This is a genomic window from Pseudomonas sichuanensis (genome assembly GCF_003231305.1).
GTDB classification, from domain to species: domain Bacteria; phylum Pseudomonadota; class Gammaproteobacteria; order Pseudomonadales; family Pseudomonadaceae; genus Aquipseudomonas; species Aquipseudomonas sichuanensis.
The window spans coordinates 1-25,332 of record NZ_QKVM01000069.1; the positions used below are offsets into that span (position 1 = coordinate 1).

23 protein-coding genes are annotated in these 25,332 nt (G+C 64.6%); 18 read left to right on the top strand and 5 right to left on the bottom strand.

Features of this window, described 5'->3' with window-relative positions:
- Positions 1 to 3: 3 nt before the first annotated feature.
- Entirely contained in the window at positions 4 to 2,334 is a 2,331-nt protein-coding gene (locus DM373_RS25815) for an FdhF/YdeP family oxidoreductase (protein WP_110996249.1), read from the bottom strand.
- Between the two features lie 315 nt (positions 2,335 to 2,649).
- Between DM373_RS25815 and moaA the strand changes: the two genes are divergently transcribed.
- Entirely contained in the window at positions 2,650 to 3,654 is a 1,005-nt protein-coding gene (moaA, locus tag DM373_RS25820) for a GTP 3',8-cyclase MoaA (protein ID WP_110996250.1), read from the top strand.
- 22 nt (positions 3,655 to 3,676) lie between these two features.
- The gene (locus tag DM373_RS25825; protein ID WP_110996251.1) at positions 3,677 to 4,576 is read left to right on the top strand and encodes a bestrophin family protein; all 900 of its coding nucleotides are present in this window, start codon (positions 3,677 to 3,679) and stop codon (positions 4,574 to 4,576) included.
- A gap of 31 nt (positions 4,577 to 4,607) precedes the next feature.
- Here the strand turns inward: DM373_RS25825 and DM373_RS25830 are convergent, their stop codons facing one another.
- Positions 4,608 to 4,961 (bottom strand): hypothetical protein, encoded by a 354-nt coding sequence (locus DM373_RS25830; protein ID WP_110996252.1) that lies wholly within the window; start codon positions 4,959 to 4,961, stop codon positions 4,608 to 4,610.
- 219 nt (positions 4,962 to 5,180) lie between these two features.
- Here DM373_RS25830 and DM373_RS25835 point away from each other — a divergent pair, with 219 nt between their 5' ends.
- Together DM373_RS25835 and DM373_RS25840 are read left to right on the top strand one after the other, a co-directional pair.
- Entirely contained in the window at positions 5,181 to 6,479 is a 1,299-nt protein-coding gene (locus DM373_RS25835; protein ID WP_110996253.1) for an alpha/beta fold hydrolase family protein, read from the top strand.
- Positions 6,472 to 7,287: an MlaA family lipoprotein gene (locus DM373_RS25840; protein WP_208642832.1), complete on the top strand. Its 816-nt coding sequence runs from the start codon at positions 6,472 to 6,474 to the stop codon at positions 7,285 to 7,287. Before DM373_RS25835 ends, DM373_RS25840 begins: the two co-directional genes overlap by 8 nt.
- 39 nt (positions 7,288 to 7,326) lie before the next feature.
- On the opposite strand, the gene DM373_RS25845 is transcribed toward DM373_RS25840, so the two are convergent.
- Both DM373_RS25845 and DM373_RS25850 read right to left on the bottom strand, forming a co-directional pair.
- Positions 7,327 to 8,469: a patatin-like phospholipase family protein gene (locus tag DM373_RS25845; protein ID WP_110996255.1), complete on the bottom strand. Its 1,143-nt coding sequence runs from the start codon at positions 8,467 to 8,469 to the stop codon at positions 7,327 to 7,329.
- A gap of 159 nt (positions 8,470 to 8,628) precedes the next feature.
- Positions 8,629 to 9,564 carry a lipid A biosynthesis lauroyl acyltransferase gene (locus DM373_RS25850; RefSeq protein ID WP_110996256.1) on the bottom strand — a complete coding sequence of 312 codons (936 nt, stop codon included), beginning with the start codon at positions 9,562 to 9,564 and terminating at the stop codon, positions 8,629 to 8,631.
- Between the two features lie 100 nt (positions 9,565 to 9,664).
- On the opposite strand from DM373_RS25850, the gene minC reads away from it, so the two are divergent.
- The 7 genes from minC to DM373_RS25880 all read left to right on the top strand — a co-directional run bounded on the left by minC (position 9,665) and on the right by DM373_RS25880 (position 16,335).
- The gene (gene minC / locus DM373_RS25855) at positions 9,665 to 10,420 is read left to right on the top strand and encodes a septum site-determining protein MinC (protein ID WP_110996257.1); all 756 of its coding nucleotides are present in this window, start codon (positions 9,665 to 9,667) and stop codon (positions 10,418 to 10,420) included.
- Between the two features lie 96 nt (positions 10,421 to 10,516).
- The gene (gene minD, locus DM373_RS25860; protein WP_110996258.1) at positions 10,517 to 11,329 is read left to right on the top strand and encodes a septum site-determining protein MinD; all 813 of its coding nucleotides are present in this window, start codon (positions 10,517 to 10,519) and stop codon (positions 11,327 to 11,329) included.
- Between the two features lie 3 nt (positions 11,330 to 11,332).
- Positions 11,333 to 11,587 (top strand): cell division topological specificity factor MinE, encoded by a 255-nt coding sequence (minE, locus tag DM373_RS25865; RefSeq protein ID WP_023631120.1) that lies wholly within the window; start codon positions 11,333 to 11,335, stop codon positions 11,585 to 11,587.
- A 113-nt stretch (positions 11,588 to 11,700) separates the two neighbouring features.
- On the top strand, positions 11,701 to 12,336 hold the full coding sequence (locus DM373_RS25870; protein WP_110996259.1) for an RluA family pseudouridine synthase: 636 nt from the start codon (positions 11,701 to 11,703) through the stop codon (positions 12,334 to 12,336).
- 150 nt (positions 12,337 to 12,486) lie between these two features.
- Positions 12,487 to 13,776 carry a M18 family aminopeptidase gene (locus DM373_RS25875; RefSeq protein WP_110996260.1) on the top strand — a complete coding sequence of 430 codons (1,290 nt, stop codon included), beginning with the start codon at positions 12,487 to 12,489 and terminating at the stop codon, positions 13,774 to 13,776.
- A 193-nt stretch (positions 13,777 to 13,969) separates the two neighbouring features.
- Positions 13,970 to 14,137 (top strand): hypothetical protein, encoded by a 168-nt coding sequence (locus DM373_RS29020; protein WP_167409870.1) that lies wholly within the window; start codon positions 13,970 to 13,972, stop codon positions 14,135 to 14,137.
- 44 nt (positions 14,138 to 14,181) lie between these two features.
- On the top strand, positions 14,182 to 16,335 hold the full coding sequence (locus tag DM373_RS25880) for a mechanosensitive ion channel family protein (RefSeq protein ID WP_110996261.1): 2,154 nt from the start codon (positions 14,182 to 14,184) through the stop codon (positions 16,333 to 16,335).
- Between the two features lie 151 nt (positions 16,336 to 16,486).
- On the opposite strand, the gene DM373_RS25885 is transcribed toward DM373_RS25880, so the two are convergent.
- Positions 16,487 to 17,200: a UTRA domain-containing protein gene (locus DM373_RS25885; RefSeq protein ID WP_110996262.1), complete on the bottom strand. Its 714-nt coding sequence runs from the start codon at positions 17,198 to 17,200 to the stop codon at positions 16,487 to 16,489.
- A 327-nt stretch (positions 17,201 to 17,527) separates the two neighbouring features.
- Between DM373_RS25885 and DM373_RS25890 the strand changes: the two genes are divergently transcribed.
- The 7 genes from DM373_RS25890 (at position 17,528) to DM373_RS25920 (ending at position 25,264) form a co-directional block, all read left to right on the top strand.
- Positions 17,528 to 18,586, top strand: coding sequence for an ABC transporter substrate-binding protein (locus DM373_RS25890; RefSeq protein ID WP_110996263.1), 1,059 nt, complete (start codon positions 17,528 to 17,530; stop codon positions 18,584 to 18,586).
- A gap of 127 nt (positions 18,587 to 18,713) precedes the next feature.
- Positions 18,714 to 19,520, top strand: coding sequence for an alkaline phosphatase family protein (locus DM373_RS25895; RefSeq protein ID WP_110996264.1), 807 nt, complete (start codon positions 18,714 to 18,716; stop codon positions 19,518 to 19,520).
- Entirely contained in the window at positions 19,517 to 20,356 is an 840-nt protein-coding gene (locus DM373_RS25900) for an ABC transporter permease (RefSeq protein WP_110996265.1), read from the top strand. Before DM373_RS25895 ends, DM373_RS25900 begins: the two co-directional genes overlap by 4 nt.
- The gene (locus tag DM373_RS25905) at positions 20,346 to 21,140 is read left to right on the top strand and encodes an ABC transporter permease (RefSeq protein WP_110996266.1); all 795 of its coding nucleotides are present in this window, start codon (positions 20,346 to 20,348) and stop codon (positions 21,138 to 21,140) included. Before DM373_RS25900 ends, DM373_RS25905 begins: the two co-directional genes overlap by 11 nt.
- A 1-nt stretch (position 21,141) precedes the next feature.
- Entirely contained in the window at positions 21,142 to 22,131 is a 990-nt protein-coding gene (locus DM373_RS25910; protein ID WP_110996267.1) for an ABC transporter ATP-binding protein, read from the top strand.
- A gap of 13 nt (positions 22,132 to 22,144) precedes the next feature.
- A complete protein-coding gene (locus DM373_RS25915; protein ID WP_110996268.1) occupies positions 22,145 to 22,798 on the top strand; it encodes an HAD family hydrolase in 654 nt (217 codons plus the stop codon).
- A 147-nt stretch (positions 22,799 to 22,945) separates the two neighbouring features.
- A complete protein-coding gene (locus DM373_RS25920) occupies positions 22,946 to 25,264 on the top strand; it encodes a hypothetical protein (RefSeq protein WP_110996269.1) in 2,319 nt (772 codons plus the stop codon).
- Positions 25,265 to 25,332: the final 68 nt, after the last annotated feature.

Below are 25,332 nucleotides of genomic sequence, written 5' to 3' on the forward strand. Positions count from 1 at the left end.
ACGTCATGCAGAGGTGTTCGACGCCGCGATCCGGTTCCCCGCGCTGGCCTTCTCCAGTTTGATCGCCACGAACTTCGAGGTCGGCGTGTAAGTACCGTCGCCATAGCTCTCCAACGGCACCAACGGGTTGGTCTCCGGGTAGTAGGCCGCCGCCTGCCCCTCTGGCACGTCATAGGCCACCAGGCGGAACCCCGACACCCGCCGCTCGCGGCCATCCGCCCACAGCGACACCAGGTCCACCTGCTCGCCCGGCTCGAAACCCAGGCGGCGGATATCGGCCTCGTTGACGAACACCACTTCGCGCAGGCCAAACACCCCGCGATAGCGGTCATCCAGCCCGTACAAGGTGGTGTTGTACTGATCGTGGGAGCGCAGGGTCTGCAGGATCAGGTCGGGCTTGTCGCCACGGGCCAGCACCTGATCATTGACCAGTTGCTCGGGCAATAGGCTCGGGGTGAAGCACGCCTTGCCGGTGGCGGTACGGAAGGTGCGGTCTGCCGCGTTGTTGCCCAGGTGGAAACCGCCTGGATGCTGCAAGCGCTCGTTGAAATCGGCAAAGCCCGGAATCACATCGGCAATCATGCTGCGGATGCGGCTGTAGTCGGCAATCGCGTATTCCCAGTCGATCGGCGTGTTACCCAAGGTGGCCTTGGCCATGCCGGCAACGATCGCAGGCTCCGAGCGCAGGTGCGGCGAGCGCGGCTTCAGCTGGCCATGGGAGATGTGCACCATGCTGAAGGTGTCTTCGACCGTCACCCCCTGTGGGCCCTCTGCCTGGCTATCTATTTCGGTACGGCCCAGGCACGGCAGGATCAGCGCGTCGCGCCCGGTCACCAGGTGCGAACGGTTGAGCTTGGTGGAAATCTGCACGGTCAGCGCGCAGTTGCGCAGCGCCGCGTGGGTGCGTGGCGTGTCCGGGGTGGCCTGGGCGAAGTTGCCGCCCAGGGCGACGAACACCTTGGCCCGCCCCTCCTCCATGGCCTTGATCGCCAGCACGGCGTTGTCGCCATGGGCACGCGGCACCTTGAACTGGAAGCGCTTTTCCAGGGCGTCGAGCAGTTGCGCCTTGGGTTTTTCGTCGATGCCCATGGTGCGGTCGCCCTGCACGTTGCTGTGGCCGCGTACCGGCGACAGGCCGGCACCGGGCTTGCCGACGTTGCCGCGCAGCAACTGCAGGTTGACGATTTCCTGCACGGTCGCCACCGAGTGGCGGTGCTGGGTCACCCCCATGGCCCAGCACATGATCACCCGCTCGGCCTTGCGATACATGCGCGCCGCCAGCTCGATCTCGGCCTTGGTCAGGCCGGACTGCTCGACGATATGCTCCCAGGGCGTGGCATCGACCACGGCCAGGTAATCCTCGACACCACTGGTGTGCTCGGCGATGAAGGCATGGTCGAACACCGCTGGCTCATGATTGAGCTGCGCTTCGCGCTCCCATTGCAACAGGTACTTGGCGATGCCACGCATGGCCGCCATGTCGCCACCCAGCGCCGGGCGGAAGTACGCGGTACTGGTGGACTCGGAGCCGTTGCTGAGCATTTCCAGCGGGTGCTGCGGGTGCTGGAAGCGTTCCAGCCCGCGCTCCTTGAGCGGGTTGAAGCACACCACCTGGGCGCCGCGCTTGACCGCCTCGCGCAGCGGTTCGAGCATGCGCGGGTGGTTGGTGCCGGGGTTCTGGCCGATGACGAAAATCGCGTCGGCCAGCTCCAGGTCATGGAACACCACGGTGCCCTTGCCCACGCCGAGGGTTTGCGACATGCCCACGCCGCTGGCCTCGTGGCACATATTCGAACAGTCGGGGAAGTTGTTGGTGCCGTAGGCGCGGACGAACAGCTGGTAGAGGAACGCCGCCTCGTTGCTGGCCCGACCCGAGGTGTAGAACTCGGCCTGGTCAGGCGACTCGAGGCTGTTCAGGTGCTGGCCGATCAGGGCGAAGGCCTCGTCCCAGCTGGTTTCGACATAGTGATCGGTGGCCGCGTCATAGCGCATCGGGTGGGTCAGCCGGCCCTGGTACTCGAGCCAGTAGTCGGTCTGCTCCAGCAGCGCGCTGACGCTGTACTTGGCGAAGAAAGCCGGATCCACCGAGCGGCCAGTGGCTTCCCAGTTGACCGCCTTGGCGCCGTTTTCGCAGAACTTGACCATGTCGCTTTCCGGCGACTCGCCCCAGGCGCAACCGGGGCAGTCGAAGCCGCCGTTCTGGTTGGTCTTGAGCATGGCCCGCAGGTTCTTGAAGGCGTTCTCGCTGCCCAGCCAGCTCTTGGTCACGCTCTTGAGCGCGCCCCAGCCGGCGGCCGGCCCCTTGTAGTCCCTGATGTGTTCGTCCTGGCTCATGCGGTCAATCCTCACGCGGGCATGGTAAAGGTGCGGCGGATCACGTTGTCCGCTGCTTTTTTCCAGCCTATGGAGGGTGGCGTGGGGGCGTCCAATCGAAATGTCTGACGGGGTGATAGGCGGTGTCGATCATGGGTTTCAGGTGTCTGTAATAGACCTTTCGCGGGGCAAGCCCGCTCCCACGAGAATGCCGTACGCGCATCTGCCTGGCCCTTGATAGAGGCCATTGATCAAGCGGTCAGGGAAAGCAATTTGACGGGTCTGGCCCCAGGCGATAGCTTGGATTGCATAGCCCCAACCCTCTCGAGCGCCAACGTGGAACAGAACCCCCAGGCCCTGATCGACGGTTTCAACCGCAAGGTCGACTACCTGCGGATGTCGGTCACCGATCGTTGCGATTTCCGTTGCGTCTACTGCATGGCCGAGGACATGCAGTTTCTGCCGCGCCAGCAGATCCTCAGCCTCGAAGAGCTCTACCAGGTGGCTGAACGCTTCGTCGCCCTGGGCACCCGCAAGATCCGCCTGACCGGCGGTGAACCCTTGGTTCGCCAGGGCATCGTCGGGCTCTGCGAACGTATCGCCGCCCTGCCCGGCCTGCGTGAACTGTGCCTGACCAGCAATGGCTCGCAGCTCGGCCGCCTGGCCCAGCCGCTGTTCGATGCCGGCGTGTCGCGCCTGAACATCAGCCTCGACAGCCTCGACCCCGAGCGCTTCCGCGCCCTGACCCGCACCGGTGACCTGCACCAGGTGATCGCCGGCATCGATGCCGCGCGCGCCGCCGGTTTTCGTCGCACCAAACTCAACGCCGTGGTGCTCAAGGGCCGCAACGACGACGAGATCGTCGACCTGGTGCGCTTCGCCATCGACCGCGAGCTGGACATCTCGTTCATCGAGGAAATGCCCCTGGGGGTGATCAGCGAACACCAGCGCGGCGAGTCCTACTGCTCCAGCGACGATGTGCGCGAGCGCCTGGCCGGGCACTTCAGCCTGATCGAATCGGCCGAATCCTCCCAAGGCCCGGCCCGCTACTGGCGCCTGGCCGAAGCGCCGAACACCCGGGTCGGCTTCATCTCGCCCCACAGCCACAACTTCTGCGCCACCTGCAACCGCGTGCGCCTGACCGTCGAAGGCCGCCTGCTGCTGTGCCTGGGCAACGAGCACTCGCTGGACCTCAAGCAGGTGCTGCGCCAACACCCCGGCGACAGTGCCCGCCTGGACAAGGCCATCCGCGAGGCCATGCAGCTCAAGCCCTGGCGCCACCACTTCGAAGTGGGCGGTGAGGTGCAGATCCTGCGTTTCATGAACATGACCGGCGGCTGAACCGCCGCCTCGGGAACCCCTCTTGATCGTCCACTCCCGCCCCGACCTGCTGCGCGTGCTGTTCACCCTCAAGGGCTCGATCGTCAAGCGCATCGCGTTGCGCTGCCTGATGGTCACCCTGCTGGCCGCACTGATCGTGCTCATCGAGCGGCACTACCCGGCGTTGTTCTACCCGGTCAGCGCCACCCCGTTCACCTTGCTCGGGCTGTCGCTGTCGATCTTCATGAGCTTTCGCAACAACGCCTGCTACGACCGTTGGTGGGAAGGACGCAAGGCCTGGGGGCGGATGATCATCGAAGTGCGTTCGTTCGTGCGTGAAAGCGTGGTGATCGAGGATGTTCAACTGCGCTCGACGATGTTGCGCAGCCTGTGCGGTTTTGCCCATGCCCTGAATGCCCGGCTGCGCAACGAGGACGAACTGCGGGCCGCCCGTCCCTGGCTGGCCGAGCAGGCGCCGCTGACCCCGCACAATCTGTGCAACGGCATCCTGCAGGACATCGGTGCGCAATGTTCGCGGCTGGCGCAGCAGCAGGTGATCAGCGAGTTCCGCTACACCACCCTGGAACAGCGCCTGTCGGGCCTGTCTGAGGTGCAGGCCACCTGCGAGCGGATCAAGGGTACGCCACTGCCATTCCCCTACACCCTGCTGCTGCACCGCACCATCTATATCTTCTGCCTGCTGCTGCCGTTCGCCCTGGCCGAACCGCTGGGCTGGCTGGCGCCGCTGTTCACCACCATCGTCAGCTACACCTTCTTCGGCCTGGATGCCATTGGCAACGAGCTGGAAGACCCGTTCGGCCGGGATGAAAACGACCTGCCGACCGATGCGCTGGTACGCACCCTCGAGCGCGATGTGCTGGCGGCGCTGGGGCACGAGCCTTTGCCGCCGGCATTGGAGCCTGTGGATCACGTGCTGAGTTGAGGTTTCAGCCCGCCACCCTCCAAGCCGGTAATCACCTGACCAAACGCAAGCCTGCCAGCACCACCGCGAACACCGCGATGCTCGCGGTATACAGCACCAGCGCCGGCAGCCCGAACACCAGCGCCAGCACTGCAAGCCACCACCCCAGGCGGCCCGAAACCAGCTGGGCGACCAGCGCCAGCGCCAACGCGCTCCAGGCGATCACCTGGAAATGAATGCCCATCCCCAGCAGCGAGCGCACCTGGCACTGCCAGATTTCGCCTGGCTGCGAACACAAGCCGACCCACTGGGCCGCTTCCATCAAGCCATAACGCACGCCATAACTGGCGGCCAGCCACAGGGGCAGGAACAGCAGCAAGGCAATGAGCGGCCACGAACGGGACATCCGGTTCTCCAATAGCGGCAATCGAAAGCGTGAATGATCGCTCACAGGCCGATGTAAGGCAAAATCATGGCGCTGCGGCTATGTTGCACAACACAGACATTGCCGTGGACAACAACATCTGGTGCGACAAAGGTATGAACGGCAGGCAACTTTGCCGTGCCGACCATGGTCCTAGCCTGCGTACAAACTGCACGACCTTGCGTTTTTCTGGGGGACTACATGCTTCGATCTTTGCGCCTCGCCGCGCTGCTCGGTGGCCTGCTCATGGCTGCAGCCGCTTCGGCGCGGGATATCGATGCCGCGAGCTACGGCTACCCGTTGACCAACCCGTTCGAGGCGACCATCGCCACCACGCCGCCTGAGCAACGCCCGACGCTGCCCAGCGACGATGAAATCAAGCAGGACGACTACAGCCTCACCCTGCGCCCGGAACGCGAGTTCACCCTGCCGGACAACTTCTGGTCAGTGAAGAAACTGCGCTACCGCCTGGCCAGGCAGGACCACGAGGCGCCGCTGATCTTCCTGATCGCCGGTACCGGCGCGCCCTACTTCAGCTCGATCAACGAATACCTGAAAAAACTGTTCTATCAGGCCGGCTACCACGTGGTGCAGCTGTCCTCGCCGACCAGCTACGACTTCATGAGCGCGGCCTCGCGCTTCGCCACGCCTGGCGTGAGCGCCGAAGATGCCAAGGACCTGTACCGGGTGATGCAGGCGGTGCGCGCCCAGCACCCGCGCCTGCCGGTCAGCGAGTACTACCTGACGGGCTACAGCCTGGGGGCGCTGGATGCAGCGTTCGTCAGCAAGCTGGACGAAACCCGGCGCAGCTTCAACTTCAAGCGCGTGCTGCTGCTCAACCCGCCGGTCAACTTGTACACCTCGATCAGCAACCTGGACAAACTGGTGCAGACCCGGGTCAAGGGCATCGACAGGAGCACCACGTTCTACGAACTGATGCTGGAAAAGCTCACCCGCTACTTCCAGGACAAGGGCTACATCGACCTCAACGAAGCCTTGCTGTATGACTTCCAGCAGTCGCGCCAGCACCTGTCCAACGAACAGATGGCCATGCTGATCGGCACCTCGTTCCGCTTCTCGGCAGCCGACATCGCCTTCACCTCCGACCTGATCAACCGCCGCGGCCTGATCATTCCACCCAAATACCCGATCACCGAAACCACCAGCCTCACGCCGTTCTTCAAGCGTGCCCTGCAGTGCGACTTCGACTGCTACCTGACCGAGCAGGTGATCCCCATGTGGCGCGCGCGCACCGACGGCAACAGCCTGCTGCAACTGATCGACCAGGTCAGCCTGTACGCCCTCGCCGACTACCTGCACGACAGCCCGAAGATCGCCGTGATGCACAACGCCGACGACGTGATCCTCGGCCCCGGCGACATCGGTTTCCTGCGCCGGGTGTTCGGCGAGCGCCTGACCCTGTACCCCCATGGCGGCCACTGCGGCAACCTCAATTACCGCGTCAACAGCGACGCCATGCTGGAGTTCTTCCGTGGTTAACCGATTGCTGCTCGTCACCGCCCTGCTCGCCAGCAGCTGCGCCCTGGCCGAGGAAGTCGCGCCCCGGGCCAGCGTGGTCGAGGCCGACAAGGCCCCGGCCCTCACGGCCGAACCCGATGGGTTCATCGATCCGCTGCGCGAACTCAAGTTCAACCCGGGCCTGGACCAGCGCGAGTTCGAGCGCTCGACCCTGGCGGCGTTGAACATCTATGACCCGCTGGAAGCGATGAACCGGCGCATCTACCACTTCAACTACCGCTTCGATCAGTGGGTATTCCTGCCGGTGGTCGATGGCTACCGCTACATCACCCCGAGCTTCGTGCGCACCGGGGTGAACAACTTCTTCAACAACCTGGGCGATGTGCCAAACCTGTTCAACAGCGTGTTCCAGCTCAAGGCCAAGCGCTCGGCGCAAATCACCGCACGGCTGATGTTCAACACCCTCCTTGGTGTCGGCGGACTGTGGGACCCGGCGACCAGCATGGGGCTGCCGCGCCAGAGCGAGGACTTTGGCCAGACGCTTGGCTTCTATGGCGTCCCGGAAGGGCCGTACATCATGCTGCCGATCCTGGGGCCGTCGAACCTGCGCGACACCACCGGGCTGGTGGTGGATTACGTGGGCGAGCAGGCGGTCAATTACCTGGACGTGCCGGAAACCGCCGAGGAGCATCCGGAAATCACGCTGATGCGGGCCATCGACAAGCGCAACAGCACCAACTTCAGCTATGGCCAGACCAACTCGCCGTTCGAGTATGAAAAGCTGCGGTACGTGTACACCCAGGCGCGCAAGTTGCAGATCGCCGAGTAAGCATCATCGCGCCGCTGCGACTTGCCCCGCGATGCTTTATCAGATCCCCAGAAACTGGCACAACTCGCGCTTCTTGGCCAAGGCATCCTTGCGCCCCAGCTCGATCAGCTCGCTGCAATAGCTCGCCTCGAACAGCAGGTAGCTGAGCACCCCCGCCCCGCTGGTCTTGGTCGCCCCCGGCCCGCGCAGGAACAGCCGCAGCGCCGCCGGCAATTCGCGCCGATGCCGCGCGGCGATCTCGTCCAGCGGCTGGCTTGGCGCCACCACCAGCACCTCGATCGGCGCCAGCCCCAGGCGCCGTGCATCGAGGTGCGCCGGCAACATGTGGCTGAGGTGGTTGAGGCGTTGCAGCAGCTCGATGTCGTCTTCGAGGCTGTCGATGAAGGTGCTGTTGAGCATGTGCCCGCCGATCTGCGCCAGGCTCGGCTGCTGGCCGCTGAACACCCGCTGGGTGGGCAGCGGCGGCGCCGGGCGCTGTGGGTTGCCACTGACACCCACCACCAGCACGCGGCTGGCCCCCAGGTGCAGGGCCGGGCTGATCGGTGCCGACTGGCGTACCGCGCCGTCGCCAAAAAACTCCTCGCCGAGCCGCACCGGGGCGAACAGCAGCGGGATGGCCGAGCTGGCCAACAGATGGTCGATGGTCAGCGGCGTGGGCATGCCGATGCGCCGGTGGCGCAGCCAGGGCTCGATGGTGTCGCGCCCCTGATAGAAGGTCACCGCCTGGCCGGACTCGTAACCGAAGGCGGTCACGGCGATGGCGCGCAGCTGGTTGGCGGCCAGTGAATGGGCAATGCCGTCCAGGTCCAGGTGCTGGTGCAGCAGTTTGCGCAGCGGGCGGCTGTCGAGCAGTGCCACCGGCACCTGGCCGCCCAGCCCCAGCAGGCTGTGGCCAACGAAGCGAGTGGCCTGGCGGATCACCCCGGGCCAGTCGCTGCGCAGTACCAGATGGCTTTGAAAGTTCTGCCAGAACGCGGTCAGGTGCTGCACCGATTCGGCGAAGCGAGTGGCGCCGCTGGCCAGCTTGACCGCGTTGATGGCACCGGCGGAAGTGCCGACGATCACCGGGAACGGGTTGGCCGCGCCGGGCGGCAGCAGTTCGGCGATGCCGGCGAGCACGCCGACCTGGTAGGCGGCGCGGGCGCCGCCGCCGGAGAGGATCAGGCCGGTGGTTGGGGACATGCTTCCTTCCTGGATCATGGTTGACAGGTCTGGCCTCTTCGCGGGTAAACCCGCTCCCACAGGGGGTATGTGTATCCTAAGACCGCCGCCGCACCTGTGGGAGCGGCGGTGCGCCGATGCGATTTACCCGCGAAGAGGCCGGCTCTGCAATCACAACACTCAGCGCTTTTTCTTGTCGTACAGCCGCGGCTCGCCTTCAGGCCGCGACTTGAACCGCCTGTGCGCCCACAGGTATTGCTCCGGGCACTCGCGCAGCACGCCTTCGACCCACTGGTTGATGCGCAGGCAGTCAGCCTCTTCGGTCTCCCCCGGGAAACCTTCGAGCGGCGGGTGCACCACCAGGCGGTAGCCGCTGCCATCTTCCAGGCGCTTCTGGGTGAAGGGGATCACCCGGGCCTTGCCCAGGCGGGCGAACTTGCTGGTGGCGGTAACGGTGGCGGCCGGGATGCCGAACAGCGGCACGAAGATGCTCTGCTTCATGCCGTAGTCCTGGTCGGGCGCATACCAGATCGCCCGGCCCTTGCGCAGCAGCTTGAGCATGCCGCGCACATCGTCGCGCTCCACCGCCAGCGAATCGAGGTTGTGGCGCTCGCGGCCACGGCGCTGGATGAAGTCGAACACCGGGTTGCCATGCTCGCGGTACATGCCGTCGATGGTGTGGACCTGGCCCAGCAGCGCAGCGCCGATTTCCAGGGTGGTGAAGTGCACGGCCATGAGGATCGCACCCTCCCCGTCACGCTGGGCAGCCTGCAGGTGTTCGATGCCTTCGATGTGCGCCAGGCGGGCCAGGCGGGCCTGTGGCCACCACCAGCTCATGGCCATTTCGAAGAAGGCGATGCCGGTGGAGGCGAAATTTTCCTTGAGCAGCCGCTGCCGTTCGTCGCTGGAAAGCTCGGGGAAGCACAATTCGAGGTTGCGCGCGGCAATGCGCCGGCGCTCGCCGGCCGCCCGGTACATCAGCGCGCCGAGGGCACGGCCGAGCCCGAGCAGGGCGCGGTAGGGCAACTGGGCGACCAGCCACAACAGGCCCAGGCCAAGCCACAGGGCCCAGTAACGCGGGTGGAGGAATAGGCGGCGAAAACGCGGGCGTTCCATTGAAGCTTCCGGCAAGACAAGGGCCGGGCATTCTACATCGGTTGCGGGCAATCGGTCTTATCGCTATAAGTCAGGGCACTTTTTTCGCAACAAGCCGTCTATGCAGACCATGAGCCCTAACCAGACACCCGACAACGCCCCCGTGTTCCAGCTCAAGGGCAGCATGCTTGCCATCACCGTGCTGGAACTGGCGCGCAACGACCTCGAATCCCTCGACCGCCAGCTGGCAGCGAAGGTGGCGCAGGCGCCGAACTTCTTCAGCAACACGCCGCTGGTGCTGGCGCTGGACAAGCTGCCCCCTGACGAGGGCGCCATCGACCTGCCCGGGCTGATGCGCGTCTGCCGCCATCATGGCCTGCGCACCCTGGCGATCCGCGCCAACCGCATCGAGGACATCGCCGCGGCGATCGCCATCGACCTGCCGGTGCTGCCGCCTTCCGGTGCCCGCGAGCGCCCGCTGGAACCGGAGCCGGAGGTGAAAGCGCCGGAACCTGCACCGCCACCGGCGCCAGCCGAACCCGAAGTGCGCCCGACGCGCATCATCACCACCACGGTGCGCGGCGGCCAGCAGATCTATGCCCAGGGCGGCGACCTGGTGGTCACCGGCTCCGTCAGCCCGGGCGCGGAACTTCTTGCCGATGGCAACATCCATGTGTACGGCGCCATGCGTGGCCGGGCCCTGGCGGGGATCAAGGGCAATACCAAGGCGCGCATCTTCTGCCAGCAGATGACCGCGGAAATGGTCTCCATCGCCGGCCAGTACAAAGTGTGCGAAGACCTGCGCCGCGACCCGCTGTGGGGCTCGGGCGTGCAGGTCAGCCTGTCCGGTGACGTGTTGAACATCACCCGTCTTTAACGGATACTTGCCGGCATTTTTAGCGCAACTTTTTACCGTTGCCGTTTTTTTGTATTTGCAGGGACGCGTGTCCCGATCATTTAGGGGTGAAACACCTTGGCCAAGATTCTCGTGGTTACTTCCGGCAAGGGGGGTGTGGGCAAGACCACCACCAGCGCCGCTATCGGTACCGGCCTCGCACTGCGTGGGCACAAGACTGTCATCGTCGACTTCGACGTCGGCCTGCGTAACCTCGACCTGATCATGGGCTGCGAACGCCGCGTGGTGTACGACTTCGTCAACGTGGTCAACGGCGAAGCCAACCTGCAGCAGGCCCTGATCAAGGACAAGCGCCTCGAGAACCTGTACGTGCTGGCCGCCAGCCAGACCCGCGACAAGGACGCGCTGACCAAGGAAGGCGTGGAAAAGGTGCTGATGGAGCTCAAGGAGCAGTTCGAGTTCGTCGTCTGCGACTCGCCGGCCGGTATCGAAAAAGGTGCGCACCTGGCGATGTACTTCGCCGACGAAGCCATCGTCGTGACCAACCCGGAAGTCTCCTCGGTACGCGACTCCGACCGCATGATCGGCCTGCTGTCGAGCAAGTCGCGCCGCGCGGAACAAGGCGACGACCCGATCAAGGAACACCTGCTGATTACCCGCTACCACCCCGAGCGTGTCGAGAAAGGTGAGATGCTGGGCGTCGAAGACGTCAAGGAAATCCTCTCGGTCGAGCTGCTGGGTGTCATTCCCGAATCCCAGGCAGTGCTCAAGGCGTCCAACCAGGGCATCCCGGTCATCCTCGATGACCAGAGCGATGCAGGCCAGGCGTACAGTGACACCGTCGACCGCCTGCTGGGCAAGCCCAAGCCACTGCGGTTCATCGAAGTGCCGAAGCAAGGATTCTTCGCACGCCTGTTTGGAGGCAAGTAAACCATGAACCTTTTTGACTTCTTTCGTGGCAGACAGAAACAGAGCAGCGCGTCGGTAGCGAAAGAGCGTCTACAGATCATCGTGGCGCACGAGCGTGGCCAGCGCAGCACCCCGGACTACCTGCCTGCCCTGCAGAAGGAACTGGTCGAGGTGATCCGCAAGTACGTCAACATCGGCAATGACGACGTGCAGATCGAACTGGAAAACCAGGGCAGCTGCTCGATTCTGGAACTGAACATCACCCTGCCTGATCGCTGAGTTTTCAGCAGCCCCAGGTATACCGTGTGGGAGCGGGCTTGCCCCGCGATGGCCATCTGACGCTATCGCGGGGCAAGCCCGCTCCCACAATGCTTTGCAGAGAACGCCCGAACATGCCGCTGTCGAACATCCAGATCCTTCACGAAGACGCCGCCATCCTGGTGATCAACAAGCCGACCCTGCTGCTGTCGGTGCCGGGCCGTGCCGATGACAACAAGGACTGCCTGATCACCCGCCTGCAGGAAAACGGCTACCCCGACGCGCTGATCGTCCACCGCCTGGACTGGGAGACCTCGGGGATCATCCTGCTGGCCCGTGACGCCGACAGCCACCGCGAACTGTCGCGCCAGTTCCACGACCGCGAGACGGAAAAGGCCTACACCGCGCTGTGCTGGGGCCAACCGCAGCTGGACAGCGGCAGCATCGACCTGCCGCTGCGCTACGACCCACCGACCAAGCCGCGCCACGTGGTCGACCATGAGCAAGGCAAGCACGCCCTGACCTTCTGGCGCATCGTCGAACGCTGCGGCGACCATTGCCGGGTCGAGCTGACGCCGATCACCGGGCGCTCGCACCAGTTGCGCGTGCACATGCTGTCGATCGGCCATCCGCTGCTGGGGGACCGCCTGTATGCCAACCCGCAAGCGCTGGCCGCCCATGAGCGGCTGTGCCTGCATGCCTCGATGCTGAGCTTTACCCACCCGGTGTCCGGGCAGCGGTTGAAGTTCGAGTGCCCGGCGCCGTTCTAGAGTTTTGTGGCTGCACCGGCCCTTTCGCGGGTAAACCCGCTCCCACAGGATCATCACGAACCCTGTGGGAGCGGGTTTACCCGCGAAAGGGCCGACACAATTTGTCGAGCAATTACGCTAAACTCGCGCCACTGCTGTCTGGAGTGACTTATGCGCGATGCCCTGAACGCCGGCCTGATTGAATTCCTCAAGGCCTCCCCGACGCCCTTCCATGCCACCGCAAGCCTAGTGCAGCGCCTCGAAGCCGCGGGCTTCCAGCACCTGGACGAACGCGACAGCTGGGCCACGGTGCCTGGCGGGCGCTACTACCTGACCCGCAACGACTCCTCGATCATCGCCATCAAGCTCGGCAAGCACTCGCCGCTGATGAGCGGCATCCGCATGGTCGGCGCCCACACCGACAGCCCGTGCCTGCGGGTCAAGCCGCAGCCCGAACTGCAGCGCCAGGGCTTCTTGCAGCTGGGCGTCGAAGTCTACGGCGGCGCCCTGCTCGCCCCGTGGTTCGACCGCGACCTGTCGCTGGCCGGGCGGGTCACCTTCCGCCGCGACGGCAAGGTCGAAAGCCAGCTGATCGACTTCAAGCTGCCGATCGCGGTGATCCCCAACCTGGCGATCCACCTCAACCGCACCGCCAACGAAGGCTGGATGATCAACCCGCAGACCGAACTGCCGCCGATCCTGGCCCAGGTGGCGGGCGACGAGCGCATCGACTTCCGCGCGCTGCTTACCGAGCAACTGGCCCGCGAGCACGACCTCAACGCCGACGTGGTGCTCGATTACGAGTTGAGCTTCTACGACACCCAGGACGCGGCCCTGATCGGCCTGAACGGCGATTTCATCGCCGGCGCCCGCCTGGACAACCTGCTGTCGTGCTACGCCGGCCTGCAGGCGTTGCTTGGCGCCGACAGCGATGAAACCTGCCTGCTGGTGTGCAACGACCACGAAGAAGTCGGCTCCTGTTCGGCCTGCGGCGCCGACGGCCCGATGCTCGAACAGACCCTGCAGCGCCTGTTGCCCGAAGGTGACGCCTACGTACGCACCGTGCAGCGCTCGCTGATGATCTCGGCCGACAACGCCCACGGCGTGCACCCAAACTACGCCGACAAGCACGACGGCAACCACGGCCCCAAGCTCAACGCAGGCCCGGTGATCAAGGTCAACAACAACCAGCGCTACGCCACCAACAGCGAAACCGCCGGGTTCTTCCGCCACCTGTGCATGGCCGAGGAAGTGCCGGTGCAAAGCTTCGTGGTACGCAGCGACATGGGCTGCGGCTCGACCATCGGCCCGATCACCGCCGGCAACCTGGGCGTGCGCACGGTCGACATAGGCCTGCCGACCTTCGCCATGCACTCGATCCGCGAGCTGTGCGGCAGCCATGACCTGGCGCACCTGGTGAAGGTGCTCACTGCCTTCTACCGCAGCCGCGAACTGCCCTGAGCCTGTCCCGGCCTAATCGCGGGGCAAGCCCGCTCCCACGACATGGACTGCCCCTGGAATTGGAGTAGTGTCCAGTAGCGTGGGAGCGGGCTTGCCCCGCGACAGGGTCCACCACCTGCCCCCGGTCAATCCACCTCGCTGGCAAAGCGCTATGCTTGGTACATGGCCCATCAAGCACAAGGATTGCCGCACCATGTCCCCGTTCCTGTCGCTGTTCATCCCGGTATTCGGGTTTCTCATGCTGCTGACCATCGGCTTCAGCCTGCGCGAGCGCAATATCGGCGTGCTGATGATGTGGATCGGCACCTTGGGCATCTTCGGCCTCACCTGCTGGAAGATCCTGGAGAAACTGCCCACATAAACCTCTACACTCGGTCAATCGTTTGACCTGAGGTAGATTTCCCGGTGCCTGCCCTCCTGCGTTGCCTGTTCCTGCTGTTTCTTCTGTTCGTCGCCCCGGTGCAGGCCGCCGGCCTGCCGAGCCTGCTTGGCTCCAGCACGCCCGCCCAGCCCGAGGCCACGGAGCCGCTGGGCAAGTCGCTGGACGAGGTGATCAAGAACCTGGAAAACGACCAGCAGCGCGCCAAGCTGTTGGCCGACCTGAAAAAGCTGCGCGACGCCAGCAAACAATCGCAGCCCACCGTCGAACAAGGCGTGCTCGGCCTGATCGGCGGCGCCCTGCATGACTTCGAAAAACAGTTCAGCGGTGACGCCAGCCCGTTCAACCGCTGGGCGCAGGAAATCAGCCAGGCCCAGGATGAACTCATCGCGCTGATGGTGCCGGTGCACCAATGGCCGGCCATTCTCTTCGGTTTCGCGGCGGTCATTGCCGTATGGAGCCTGCTGGCCTACGCCTTCAACTGGATCGGCCACCGGGTGCGGGTGCGCTTCGGCCTTACCGAGGAACTGCCCCAGCACCCACGCACCTGGGACCTGGTACGCTTTGCCCTGCGCAAGCTCGGGCCGTGGCTGGTGGCGCTGGTGTTCACCGTCTACCTGAGCTTCGCCCTGCCACCGTCGCTGGGCAAATCCCTGGCCATGGTGCTGGCGTATGCGCTGGTGGTCGGCACGCTGTTCTCGGCGATCTGCGTGATCGCCTTCTCGCTGCTCGACGGCCCGCACCGCCACCGCGCCCTGCACATCCTGCGCCACCAGGCGTTCCGCCCGCTGTGGCTGATCGGCAGTTTCGCCGCGTTCGGCGAGGCGATGAGCGACCCACGCCTGACTACCGCCCTGGGCAGCCATCTGGCCCATGCCCTGGCCACCCTGGCCAACGTCTTCGCCGCGTTGTGCACCGGGCTGTTCATCCTGCGCTTCCGGCGCCCGATCGCCCACCTGATCCGCAACCAGCCGCTGAGCCGGCGCCTGACCCGACGCACCCTCAGCGACACCATCGAGATCCTCGGCAGTTACTGGTTCATCCCGGCGCTGCTGCTGGTAGCGGTCTCGCTGTTCGCCACCTTCGTGTCCGCCGGCGACACCAGCACCGCCCTGCGCCAATCGCTGATGTGCACGGTGCTGGTGGTGGTGTGCATGGTGCTCAACGGCCTGGTGCGCCGCCACGCGGCCAACCCCAAACGCGCCAACAAACGCCAGGCGGTGTATACCGAACGGTTGCGCAACTTCGGCTATGCCCTGGTGCACCTGCTCATCTGGCTGGCCTTCATCGAGTTGGGGTTGCGCGTGTGGGGCCTGTCGATGATCGACTTCGCCGAAGGCGACGGCCACGAGATCAGCCTGCGCCTGCTGGGCCTGGCAGGCACCCTGATCGTCGCCTGGCTGGTGTGGATCCTTGCCGACACCGCCGTGCACCACTCTCTGGTGCGCTCGCGCCGGGGCCAGGCCAACGCCCGCGCACAGACCATGATGCCGCTGATCCGCAACGTGATGTTCGTGGCGATCTTCATCATCGCGGTGATCGTCGCCCTGGCCAACATGGGCATGAACGTCACGCCGCTGCTGGCCGGTGCCGGGGTCATCGGCCTGGCCATCGGTTTCGGCGCCCAGTCGCTGGTGGCCGACCTGATCACCGGGCTGTTCATCATCATCGAGGATTCGCTGGCCATCGATGACTATGTGGACGTCGGCGGCCACCTCGGCACCGTGGAAGGCCTGACCATCCGCACCGTGCGCCTGCGCGACATCGACGGCATCGTGCATACCATCCCGTTCAGCGAGATCAAGAGCATCAAGAACTACTCGCGCGAGTTCGGCTACGCCATCTTCCGGGTGGCGATCCCCCACAACATGAACATCGACCAGGCCATCACCTTGGTCCGCGAAGTCGGCCAGAAGCTGCGCAGCGACCCGTTGATGCGCCGCAACATCTGGTCGCCGCTGGAGCTGCAGGGGGTAGAGAGTTTCGAGTCGGGTTCGGCGATCTTGCGGGCACGCTTCAAGACCGCGCCGATCAAGCAGTGGGAAGTGTCGCGGGCGTTCAACCTGGCGTTGAAGCGCCAGTTGGACGAAGCGGGGCTGGACCTGGCGACGCCGCGGTTGTCGGTGCAGGTGGTGACGGCCGGGGGTGGGGCAATGGCTGAAAACAACGTTACCAGCTAGATCGCTTCGCGGGGCAAGGCCGGTCCCACGCTGCCGTCATGCTCACCACTGTGGACTGCCCCAAGAAGTTGGACACCAACCCAACCCTTGGGGGCAATCCACTACGTGGGAGCGGCGGTGCGCCGATGCGACTTGCCCCGCGATGTTCACTTTATCCCGCCTCGGCGCGAATGCGGATCGCATCATGCCGCCAATACTCCAGGTCGCAATCGATCAGATGCCCACGCTGATCGCTGTTGACCCGGGTGATATGCAGCCCTGGGCTGCCCGCTGACACTTTCAGCGCACTGGCGGCCTCCACCGGCAAGGCGGTCGGCAGGATCTCGAAACATACCTGGCCGTACTGAATGCCGTATTCCCGGCCATAAATCTCGGTCAGCGACTGCGCCAGGTCCTGTTCGAGAATCCCAGGGAAGTACCTCGGGTTGAGGTAATGCTCGGCATACAGCACCGCCCGCCCGTCGATGCGCCGCAAACGACAGATACGCACCACGCTGGACAACGCCGGCAGGCGCAAGCGCGCGCAGATGGCCGCCGGGGCCGGTTGCAGCCGCGCCGACAACAGCTCGGTGCTGGGCAGCCGCCCCTGGTCCCGCACCATTGCATGGAAGTGGCTACGCTCGATCAGGTCATAGGTCAGCCGCTGGGGTGCAACGAACCAGCCACGCCGCTCTTCGCGGTAGATCAGCCCCTGGGCCTCAAGCTGCACCAGTGCCTCGCGCAGGGTGATGCGCGTGGTGTCGAACACCTCGCTGAGCTTGCGCTCGGCCGGCAGCTTGCCGCCCGGCGCCAGCAGGCCATGTTCGATCTGCTCCTGCAGGGCATGGCAGATGGCTGTTACCGCACGCGGTGGCGTCGCTTGCATCAAAGGTTACCTATCTGGACTAGTCCAGCCCCAGAACAGGGCATATGGAGCGTAGTGCAAGCCTAGTCACGGCTGATGAACATCCTGTGACAAAGGCGTTTACCGGGGCTTGCCAGATCCGGGCCAGCCCCCGTGAATCAAGGCTTTCGATCTGGTCTACGCTGTATTGCCAGGGCTTGTGGCGCACTACAGCGGCCCGTCCCTTACATCAAACTGTCACGCAACCGGCCTACCTTGGCTCAAGGTTTGCTGACCTAGACCAACGGTTGGCAGGCACCGCTTCATCACATAACAACGATTGCAAGGCACCCACCCAAGGAGCTTCGGATGAAAAAGTTGTTCATGGCGTCACTGCTCGGTTCGGCCATCGCGTTCTGCACCACGGCCATGGCCGAAGACCTCAAGGCCCTGGAAGATGCCGCCCGCAAGGAAGGCACGGTCAACAGCGTGGGCATGCCCGATGCCTGGGCCAACTGGAAAGGCACCTGGGAAGACCTGGCGAGCAAATACGGCCTCAAGCACAGCGACACCGACATGAGTTCGGCCCAGGAAGTGGCCAAGTTCGACGCCGAGAAGGACAACGCCAGCGCCGACATCGGCGACGTGGGCGCCGCCTTCGGCCCGATCGCAGTGACCAAGGGCGTGACCCAGCCCTACAAGCCAAGCACCTGGGAGCAGGTGCCGGCCTGGGCCAAGGACCAGGACGGCCACTGGGCGCTGGCCTATACCGGCACCATCGCCTTCATCATCAACAAGGACCTGGTCAAGGAAGGCGAGCGCCCCACCAGCTGGCACGACCTGGAAAAGGGCAAGTACAAGGTCGCCATCGGTGACGTCGGCACCGCCGCCCAGGCCGCCAACGGCGTGCTGGCCGCCGCCATCGCCTACAAGGGCGACGAGAAGAACATCGAGCCGGGCCTGCAGCTGTTCACCAAGCTGGCCCAGCAGAAGCGCCTGTCGCTGGCCAACCCGACGATCCAGACCATCGAGAAGGGCGAGATCGAAGTCGGCGTGGTATGGGACTTCAACGGCCTGAGCTACCGCGAGCAGATCGACCCCAAGCGCTTCGACGTGCTGATCCCGTCCGATGGCTCGGTGATTTCCGGCTACACCACCATCATCAACAAGTACGCCAAGCACCCGAACGCGGCCAAGCTGACGCGTGAGTACATCTTCAGCGATGCCGGGCAGATCAACCTGGCCAAGGGTCACGCCCGGCCGATCCGTGCCGAGCACCTGAAGCTGCCGGCTGAGGTACAGGCCAAGCTGCTGCCCAACGAGCAGTACAAGGCCGTCCAGCCGATCAAGGACGCCGCGGCCTGGGAAGCGACCTCCAAGGCCCTGCCGCAGAAGTGGCAGGAGCAGGTGATCATCGAGATGGAATAAGCGCTGTCAAACCTGTAGGAGCGGGCTTGCCCCGCGATAGCGTCAGCCGCGACGGCACCGTAGCCTGAGCGAGCGCATCGCGGGGCAAGCCCGCTCCCACGAGGCCCTGTATCCCTTGGGAGCCAACATGCAACACAACGTCATCCTGGTCCTGCTCGACGGCCTCAACCATCAGGTCGCCCACCACGCCATGGGCCACCTGCACGCCTACGTCGAGGCCGACCGCGCCGCCCTGTACCGCGTGGAGTGCGAGCTGCCATCGCTGTCGCGACCGCTCTACGAATGCATCCTCACCGGCGTGCCGCCGATCGACAGCGGCATCGTGCACAACAACGTCAACCGCCTGTCCAACCAGCGCAGCGTGTTCCACTACGCCCGCGAGGCGGGGCTGGGCACTGCGGCGGCGGCCTACCACTGGATGAGCGAGCTGTACAACCGCTCGCCGTTCGACCCGCTGCGCGACCGCCACACCCACGCGCCCAAGCTGCCGATCCAGCACGGCCTGTTCTACTACGCCGACCACTACCCCGATTCGCACCTGCTGGCCGACGCCGAATACCTGCGCCGGCGCCATGCACCGAATTTCCTGCTGGTGCACCCGATGAACATCGACGACGCCGGCCACCGCCATGGCCTGGACAGCAGCCAGTACCGCAACGCCGCGCGCAGCGCCGACATCCTGCTGGCCGACTACCTGCCGCGCTGGCTGGAAGAGGGCTACCAGGTGCTGGTCACCGCCGACCACGGCATGAACAACGACCGCTCGCACAATGGCCTGCTGGCCGAGGAGCGCGAGGTGCCGCTGTTCGTCTTTGGTGACGGCTTCAGCCTGGACCCTGCGGCCAAACCGCTGCAAACCGAGCTGTGCGGCACCATCTGCGAGCTGTTGGGTGCCGCGCACGACAAGACCGTCTGCCGGGAGCTGCTCAAGTGAATGCAAGCCCCCGTGGCCGCTACCTGGCCCTGCTCTGCCTGCTGCCGTTCGCCGTGTTCTTCATCGTCTTCCAGATCGCCCCGCTGGCCTGGGTGGCGATCAACAGCCTGCAAAGCGAAAGCGGCTGGGGCCTGGCCAACTTCAGCAAGGTGTTCGCCTCGAAGTTCTACCTGCAGGCGCTGCAACGCAGCCTGGAAATCAGCTTCTGGTCGAGCCTGTTCGGCATCGTCATCGCCACCCTGGGCGCCTACTCGCTGCGCCGGGTCGATTCGAAACTGCGCGACTTCGTCAGCGCCTTCGCCAACATGACCAGCAACTTTTCCGGGGTGCCGCTGGCGTTCGCCTTCATCATCCTGCTGGGCTTCAACGGCGCACTGACCTTGCTGCTCAAGCAGATGGGCCTGCTCGGTGACTTCAGCATCTACTCCAAGACCGGGCTGATCCTGGTGTACACCTACTTCCAGATCCCGCTGGGGGTGCTGCTGCTCTACCCGGCCTTCGACGCCCTGCGCGAAGACTGGCGCGAGTCCGCGGCGTTGCTGGGGGCCAACCACTGGCAGTTCTGGCGGCATATCGGCCTGCCGGTGCTCACCCCTGCCCTGCTCGGCACTTTCGTCATCCTGCTGGCCAACGCCCTGGGCGCCTACGCCACGGTCTACGCCCTGACCACCGGCAACTTCAACGTGCTGCCGATCCGCATCGCCGGCCTGGTGGCCGGCGACATCAGCCTCGACCCGAACCTGGCCAGCGCCCTGGCCATGGTGCTGGTGGGCCTGATGACCCTGGTCACGGTGGTCCATCAATGGCTGCTCAAGAGGAGCTACCATGCGCGCTGAAAAAACCGCCGCCGGGCTTTACCACAAGCTGGTGGTGTATCTGCTGTTCCTGATCCTGCTGCTGCCGCTGGCCGGCACCCTGCTCTACTCGCTGGCCACCAGCTGGTCGGCGACCCTGTTGCCCAGCGGCCTGACCTTCAAGTGGTACATCGCGCTGTGGAGCGAGCCGCGCTTTCTCGCCGCCTTCGGCCAGTCGCTGCTGGTGTGCGTGGGTGCGCTGCTGCTGTCGGTGGTGCTGATCCTGCCGCTGCTGTTCGTGGTGCACTACCACTTCCCGAAACTCGACGCGTTGATGAACGTGCTGATCCTGCTGCCCTTCGCGGTGCCGCCGGTGGTATCCGCCGTGGGCCTGCTGCAGCTGTACGGCAGCGGGCCGATGGCCATGGTCGGTACGCCGTGGATCCTGATCGGCTGCTACTTCACCGTCGCCCTGCCGTTCATGTACCGGGCCATCACCAACAACTTGCAGGCGATCAACCTGCGCGACCTGATGGACGCCGCCCAACTGTTGGGGGCCAGCACCTGGCAGGCCGCGTTCCTGGTGGTGCTGCCCAACCTGCGCAAGGGCCTGATGGTGGCGTTGCTGCTGTCGTTCTCGTTCCTGTTCGGCGAGTTCGTGTTCGCCAACCTGCTGGTGGGCACCCGCTACGAGACCCTGCAGGTGTACCTGAACAACATGCGCAACAGCAGCGGCCACTTCAACAGCGCGCTGGTGATCTCCTACTTCGCCTTCGTGCTGGTGCTGACCTGGGTCGCCAACCGTTTGAACAAGGACAAGACCTGACATGAGCTTCGTCAGCGTACAGAAACTGCAAAAGAGCTACGCCGGCAGCCCGGTGTTCGAAAACATCGACTGCCAGATCGAGCGCGGCGAGTTCGTCACCCTGCTCGGCCCCTCGGGCTGCGGCAAGTCCACCCTGCTGCGCTGCATCGCCGGGCTGACGCCGGTGGACAGCGGCCATATCCTGCTCGACGGCCACGACATCGTGCCACTCAGCCCGCAGAAACGCGGGATCGGCATGGTGTTCCAGAGCTACGCGCTGTTCCCCAACATGACCGTGGAGCAGAACGTCGCCTTTGGCCTGCGCATGCAGAAGGTCAAGGCCGAAGAAAGCCAGGCACGGGTGCGCGAAGTGCTCGACCTGGTCGAGCTGGGCAGCTTTGCCGGGCGCTACCCGCACCAGTTGTCCGGCGGCCAGTGCCAGCGCGTGGCGCTGGCCCGTTCGCTGGTCACCCGCCCGCGCCTGCTGCTGCTCGACGAGCCGCTGTCGGCGCTGGATGCGCGCATTCGCAAGCACCTGCGCGAACAGATCCGCGCGATCCAGCGCGAGCTGGGGTTGACCACCATCTTCGTCACCCACGACCAGGAGGAGGCGCTGACCATGTCGGACCGCATCGTCCTGATGAACCAGGGGCGCATCGTCCAGAGCGGCGATGCCGAAACCCTCTACACCGCGCCCGTCGACCTGTTCGCCGCGGGCTTCATCGGCAACTACAACCTGCTCGATGCCGACAGTGCCAGCCGCCTGCTGCAGCGCCCGGTGGCCAGCCGCCTGGCGATCCGCCCGGAGTCCATCACCCTGGGCGTGAACGGCGAACTGGACGGCGAGGTACGCAGCCACAGCCTGCTCGGCAATGTCATCCGCTACCGCGTGCAGGTGCGCGGCGTTGAGCTGGTGGTGGACGTGCTCAACCGCTCGGCGGCCGACCTGCACGCCGACGGGCAACGTGTATCCTTGTCGATCGACCCCACGGCGCTACGGGAAGTGGCCTAAGGAGATTCAACCCATGGCATTGGCAATTTTCGATCTGGACGAAACCCTGATCCACGGCGACTGCGCGTCGCTGTGGAGCGAGCAGATGGCCCGGCTGGGCTGGGTCGACGGCAAGGCGTTCCTCAAACGCGACCATGAACTGATGGAGGCCTACGGCAAGGGCCACCTGGCCATGGAGGACTACATGGCCTTCAGCCTGGAGCCGATCGCCGGGCGCACCCTGGAAGAGGTGGAGCACCTGGTCGAGCCGTGGGTCGAGGAGGTGATCGAGCCGATCATCCATGGCGATGCCTGCCGCTGCATCGCCGAGCACCGCAAGCGTGGCGACCGCATCCTGATCATTTCCGCGAGCGGTACGCACCTGGTGGGGCCGATCGCAGCGCGGCTGGGGGTGGACGAGTACCTGGCCATCGAACTGGAGGCGGTCAACGGCGTCTTCACCGGCAAGACCCACGGCGTGCTGACCTACCGCGAGGGCAAGATCACCCGTTTGCTGGAGTGGCTGGACCAGGAGCAGGAGAACCTGGAAGGGGCGAGTTTCTATTCCGATTCGCGCAACGACTTGCCGTTGTTGCTGAAGGTGGATCATCCGCATGTGGTGAACCCGGATGCGGTGTTGCGCGAGCATGCGCAGATCAATCACTGGCCGATCCTGAGCTGGTCCTGAACCAGCCGTTCGCCGGCTTGCCGGCGAACGGAACGACGCAGAGCGCCACGATACGGCCGCCGCCGCCTAGCATTTTTGCCAGTTGTCACTACCCCGTGCAGGGGCTTTGAATACGTCCACTTGCCCACCGCCAAGAAGGACGTAGCCATGAACCAGCCCCTGTCCGGCCAGGTCGGCCCAAGCGCCGACACGACTTATATCTACCCGCATGCCGGGCTCAACCCAGATGACGTGATCGAGATCCTGGCCGATGGCAGGGTCATCGGTTCGCATGTGGTGGATCGACACTTCAGCCGCACCACCCTCGCATTGCGGGTAAAGCACGCCATCGTTCCCCTGGGCACCATCCCCACCAACTTCGCCCTGGAAAACATCGAGATCCCCGGGCATACCGAGAACGATCGCCTGCCAGCCGACACCTGGGGCATCAACCTGGGCGCGGCCAAGGACAACTTCCCTCACGATGGCTTGCAGTTGTTCATCAAACCCTGGAGCAACATGAGTGTTGGCGACAGCGTAGGCATCCTGCTGGATGGCAGCCTGGTGACCCAGCGGGCCATCGGCAGTACCGCCGAGGTTGGCCAGCGCGTCACGCTGTTCGTCAAGCCCGAGCGCCTGACAAATGGTGCCCATGAGATCAAGTATCGCGTCACGCGGCTCGGTGGCTCACCGGAAGACTCCGTTGCGCAAGCGATCCACATCAAGCTCGAGCGCCCGGGGGGGCAGGACCAGAACGGCGATGTTCCGGGACACTCGGAACTGATCCTCAGCGTGCCACAGGAAATCATCGATGACGGTGTCGACAAGGCCCAGGCCGCGGCAGGCGTGACCCTCACCGTGCAACCCTACCCCCACATGGCCGAAGGCGACGACATCCGCCTGTCCTGGGGCGGGATCTTCGTCCACCACGTGGTCACTGGCGCCGAAGCGGGGAGCGAGATACCGATCAAGGTGCAAGCAGCCACCATCTTCGAGGCCGGGGACTCCGATAGCCTGGCACTGACCTTCGAGGTGTACGACCTGGTGGACAACCGCTCCGAGGACTGGGCCAAGGAGACACGCATCATTGTCGACACGGGCGAGGCACGACTGGATGCGCCGATGATCCGGGAAACCGATTACGACCCGGCCACCGGACGCGAATCCCTGGACCTCGGCAAGCTGGGCAACGATACAGTGACAGCGGAAGTGTTCATCCCGCGTAGCGGCGGAAAGTGGATGATCGGCGACCAGGTCGTGATGCAGTTGCGCGGCACCACCGCCGAGGGCAAGCCAATCACCATCGAGTACGATCCAGCAACCGTCGAGCGCCTGAACTATGTACTTGAAATTTCCCTGAACAACGCCGGCGTTCGGCAACTGGTGCAGTCCCAGGCCATCTTCAGCTACCGGCTCATCAAGCTGGATGGCTCGGCGGATCTGCAGTCCAAGGGTCTGTTCGTCGCCGTGGTCGGCGAAGTAGAGCGCCTGGCCGCCCCCTATGTGCTTGAAGCCGTGGGCAACGTGATCACCCCACCGCTGCCGCAGGCCACCGTGATGATCCCATGGGATGACAGCATGGCCATGGGGCAGTCGATCTCACTGCAGTGGCTGGGCACACGGCCGGACCTGGGCACTTACCTGCCTGACCTGGGCTTCCACACCATCAGCAACAATGAGGCGATTCGCAAGGAAGCCATCCGCTACCCGGTAGCGAACTCACACCTGACACCGATCGACGGTGGCAAGCTGGAGCTCTTTTACCTGCTGCACAGCGATGCACGGCGCCAGGACTCGGTGAGCCGCGAATCGCTGCACACGCCTCAGTTCCTGGTTGGCGAACCGCGCGGTGAACTGGTCGCGCCCACCGTCAAGGAGGCTCAGGACGGGGCCCTGGATCCGGGCTTGGCAGAGGCCACGGTCGTCGTTCCCGTGTACACCCTGATGGCCGTAAAGGATGAGGTGCATGTCCTCTGGGAAGGGTCGATCGACGGTGTGTACGAGGACTACACCGTGATCAATCAGTTCACCGTCGGCAAACCTGTCGAGTTCTACGTGCCGAACACGCACATCGCCCCCAACGAAGGCGGCACGGTCAAGGTTTCGTACTGGGTCAGGCGCGCTAGGGGTGACACCAGCAGTTCCGACTTCCTGACCCTGCAAGTAGGCGAGCCGGTGGGCGGTGAACTGGAAGCACCGTCGATCGCGCTCATCAAGGATGGCGTGCTCAACCTGGAAGACATCACCGGCACCACCGTGACCGTCGAGGTACCCAGGTGGCCTGGCATCGCTGTCGGGGACGTCCTGACCGTCGACTGGGCAATTACCGACAACGTGGCAGAGACAGTTACCAGGTCCGTAGCCGGAAGCGACCTGGTGGGCACCGCGCCCGTCAAGCGCAACTTCAGGAAAACCACGGCGGAGCAATCGATCGATGCCGATGTAAGCGTGACCTACACCGTCGAGCCACTGGGGAAATCATCATGACGCCTCTTCGCCAGAACCAGCACTCCAAGCCCCTGCAGTTCACGGTCCGCCGCAGTGCGGCGCCAAGC

What these genes read in the sequence shown, in the direction of transcription:
- DM373_RS25815 (WP_110996249.1), bottom strand. Translation starts at nt 2,334, where the DNA reads ATGAGCCAGGACGAACACATCAGGGACTACAAGGGGCCGGCCGCCGGC.
- DM373_RS25830 (WP_110996252.1), bottom strand. Translation starts at nt 4,961, where the DNA reads ATGTCCCGTTCGTGGCCGCTCATTGCCTTGCTGCTGTTCCTGCCCCTG.
- DM373_RS25835 (WP_110996253.1), top strand. Translation starts at nt 5,181, where the DNA reads ATGCTTCGATCTTTGCGCCTCGCCGCGCTGCTCGGTGGCCTGCTCATG.
- DM373_RS25845 (WP_110996255.1), bottom strand. Translation starts at nt 8,469, where the DNA reads ATGTCCCCAACCACCGGCCTGATCCTCTCCGGCGGCGGCGCCCGCGCC.
- DM373_RS25850 (WP_110996256.1), bottom strand. Translation starts at nt 9,564, where the DNA reads ATGGAACGCCCGCGTTTTCGCCGCCTATTCCTCCACCCGCGTTACTGG.
- minC (WP_110996257.1), top strand. Translation starts at nt 9,665, where the DNA reads ATGCAGACCATGAGCCCTAACCAGACACCCGACAACGCCCCCGTGTTC.
- minE (WP_023631120.1), top strand. Translation starts at nt 11,333, where the DNA reads ATGAACCTTTTTGACTTCTTTCGTGGCAGACAGAAACAGAGCAGCGCG.
- DM373_RS25870 (WP_110996259.1), top strand. Translation starts at nt 11,701, where the DNA reads ATGCCGCTGTCGAACATCCAGATCCTTCACGAAGACGCCGCCATCCTG.
- DM373_RS25875 (WP_110996260.1), top strand. Translation starts at nt 12,487, where the DNA reads ATGCGCGATGCCCTGAACGCCGGCCTGATTGAATTCCTCAAGGCCTCC.
- DM373_RS29020 (WP_167409870.1), top strand. Translation starts at nt 13,970, where the DNA reads ATGTCCCCGTTCCTGTCGCTGTTCATCCCGGTATTCGGGTTTCTCATG.
- DM373_RS25885 (WP_110996262.1), bottom strand. Translation starts at nt 17,200, where the DNA reads ATGCAAGCGACGCCACCGCGTGCGGTAACAGCCATCTGCCATGCCCTG.
- DM373_RS25890 (WP_110996263.1), top strand. Translation starts at nt 17,528, where the DNA reads ATGAAAAAGTTGTTCATGGCGTCACTGCTCGGTTCGGCCATCGCGTTC.
- DM373_RS25895 (WP_110996264.1), top strand. Translation starts at nt 18,714, where the DNA reads ATGCAACACAACGTCATCCTGGTCCTGCTCGACGGCCTCAACCATCAG.
- DM373_RS25905 (WP_110996266.1), top strand. Translation starts at nt 20,346, where the DNA reads ATGCGCGCTGAAAAAACCGCCGCCGGGCTTTACCACAAGCTGGTGGTG.
- DM373_RS25910 (WP_110996267.1), top strand. Translation starts at nt 21,142, where the DNA reads ATGAGCTTCGTCAGCGTACAGAAACTGCAAAAGAGCTACGCCGGCAGC.
- DM373_RS25915 (WP_110996268.1), top strand. Translation starts at nt 22,145, where the DNA reads ATGGCATTGGCAATTTTCGATCTGGACGAAACCCTGATCCACGGCGAC.
- DM373_RS25920 (WP_110996269.1), top strand. Translation starts at nt 22,946, where the DNA reads ATGAACCAGCCCCTGTCCGGCCAGGTCGGCCCAAGCGCCGACACGACT.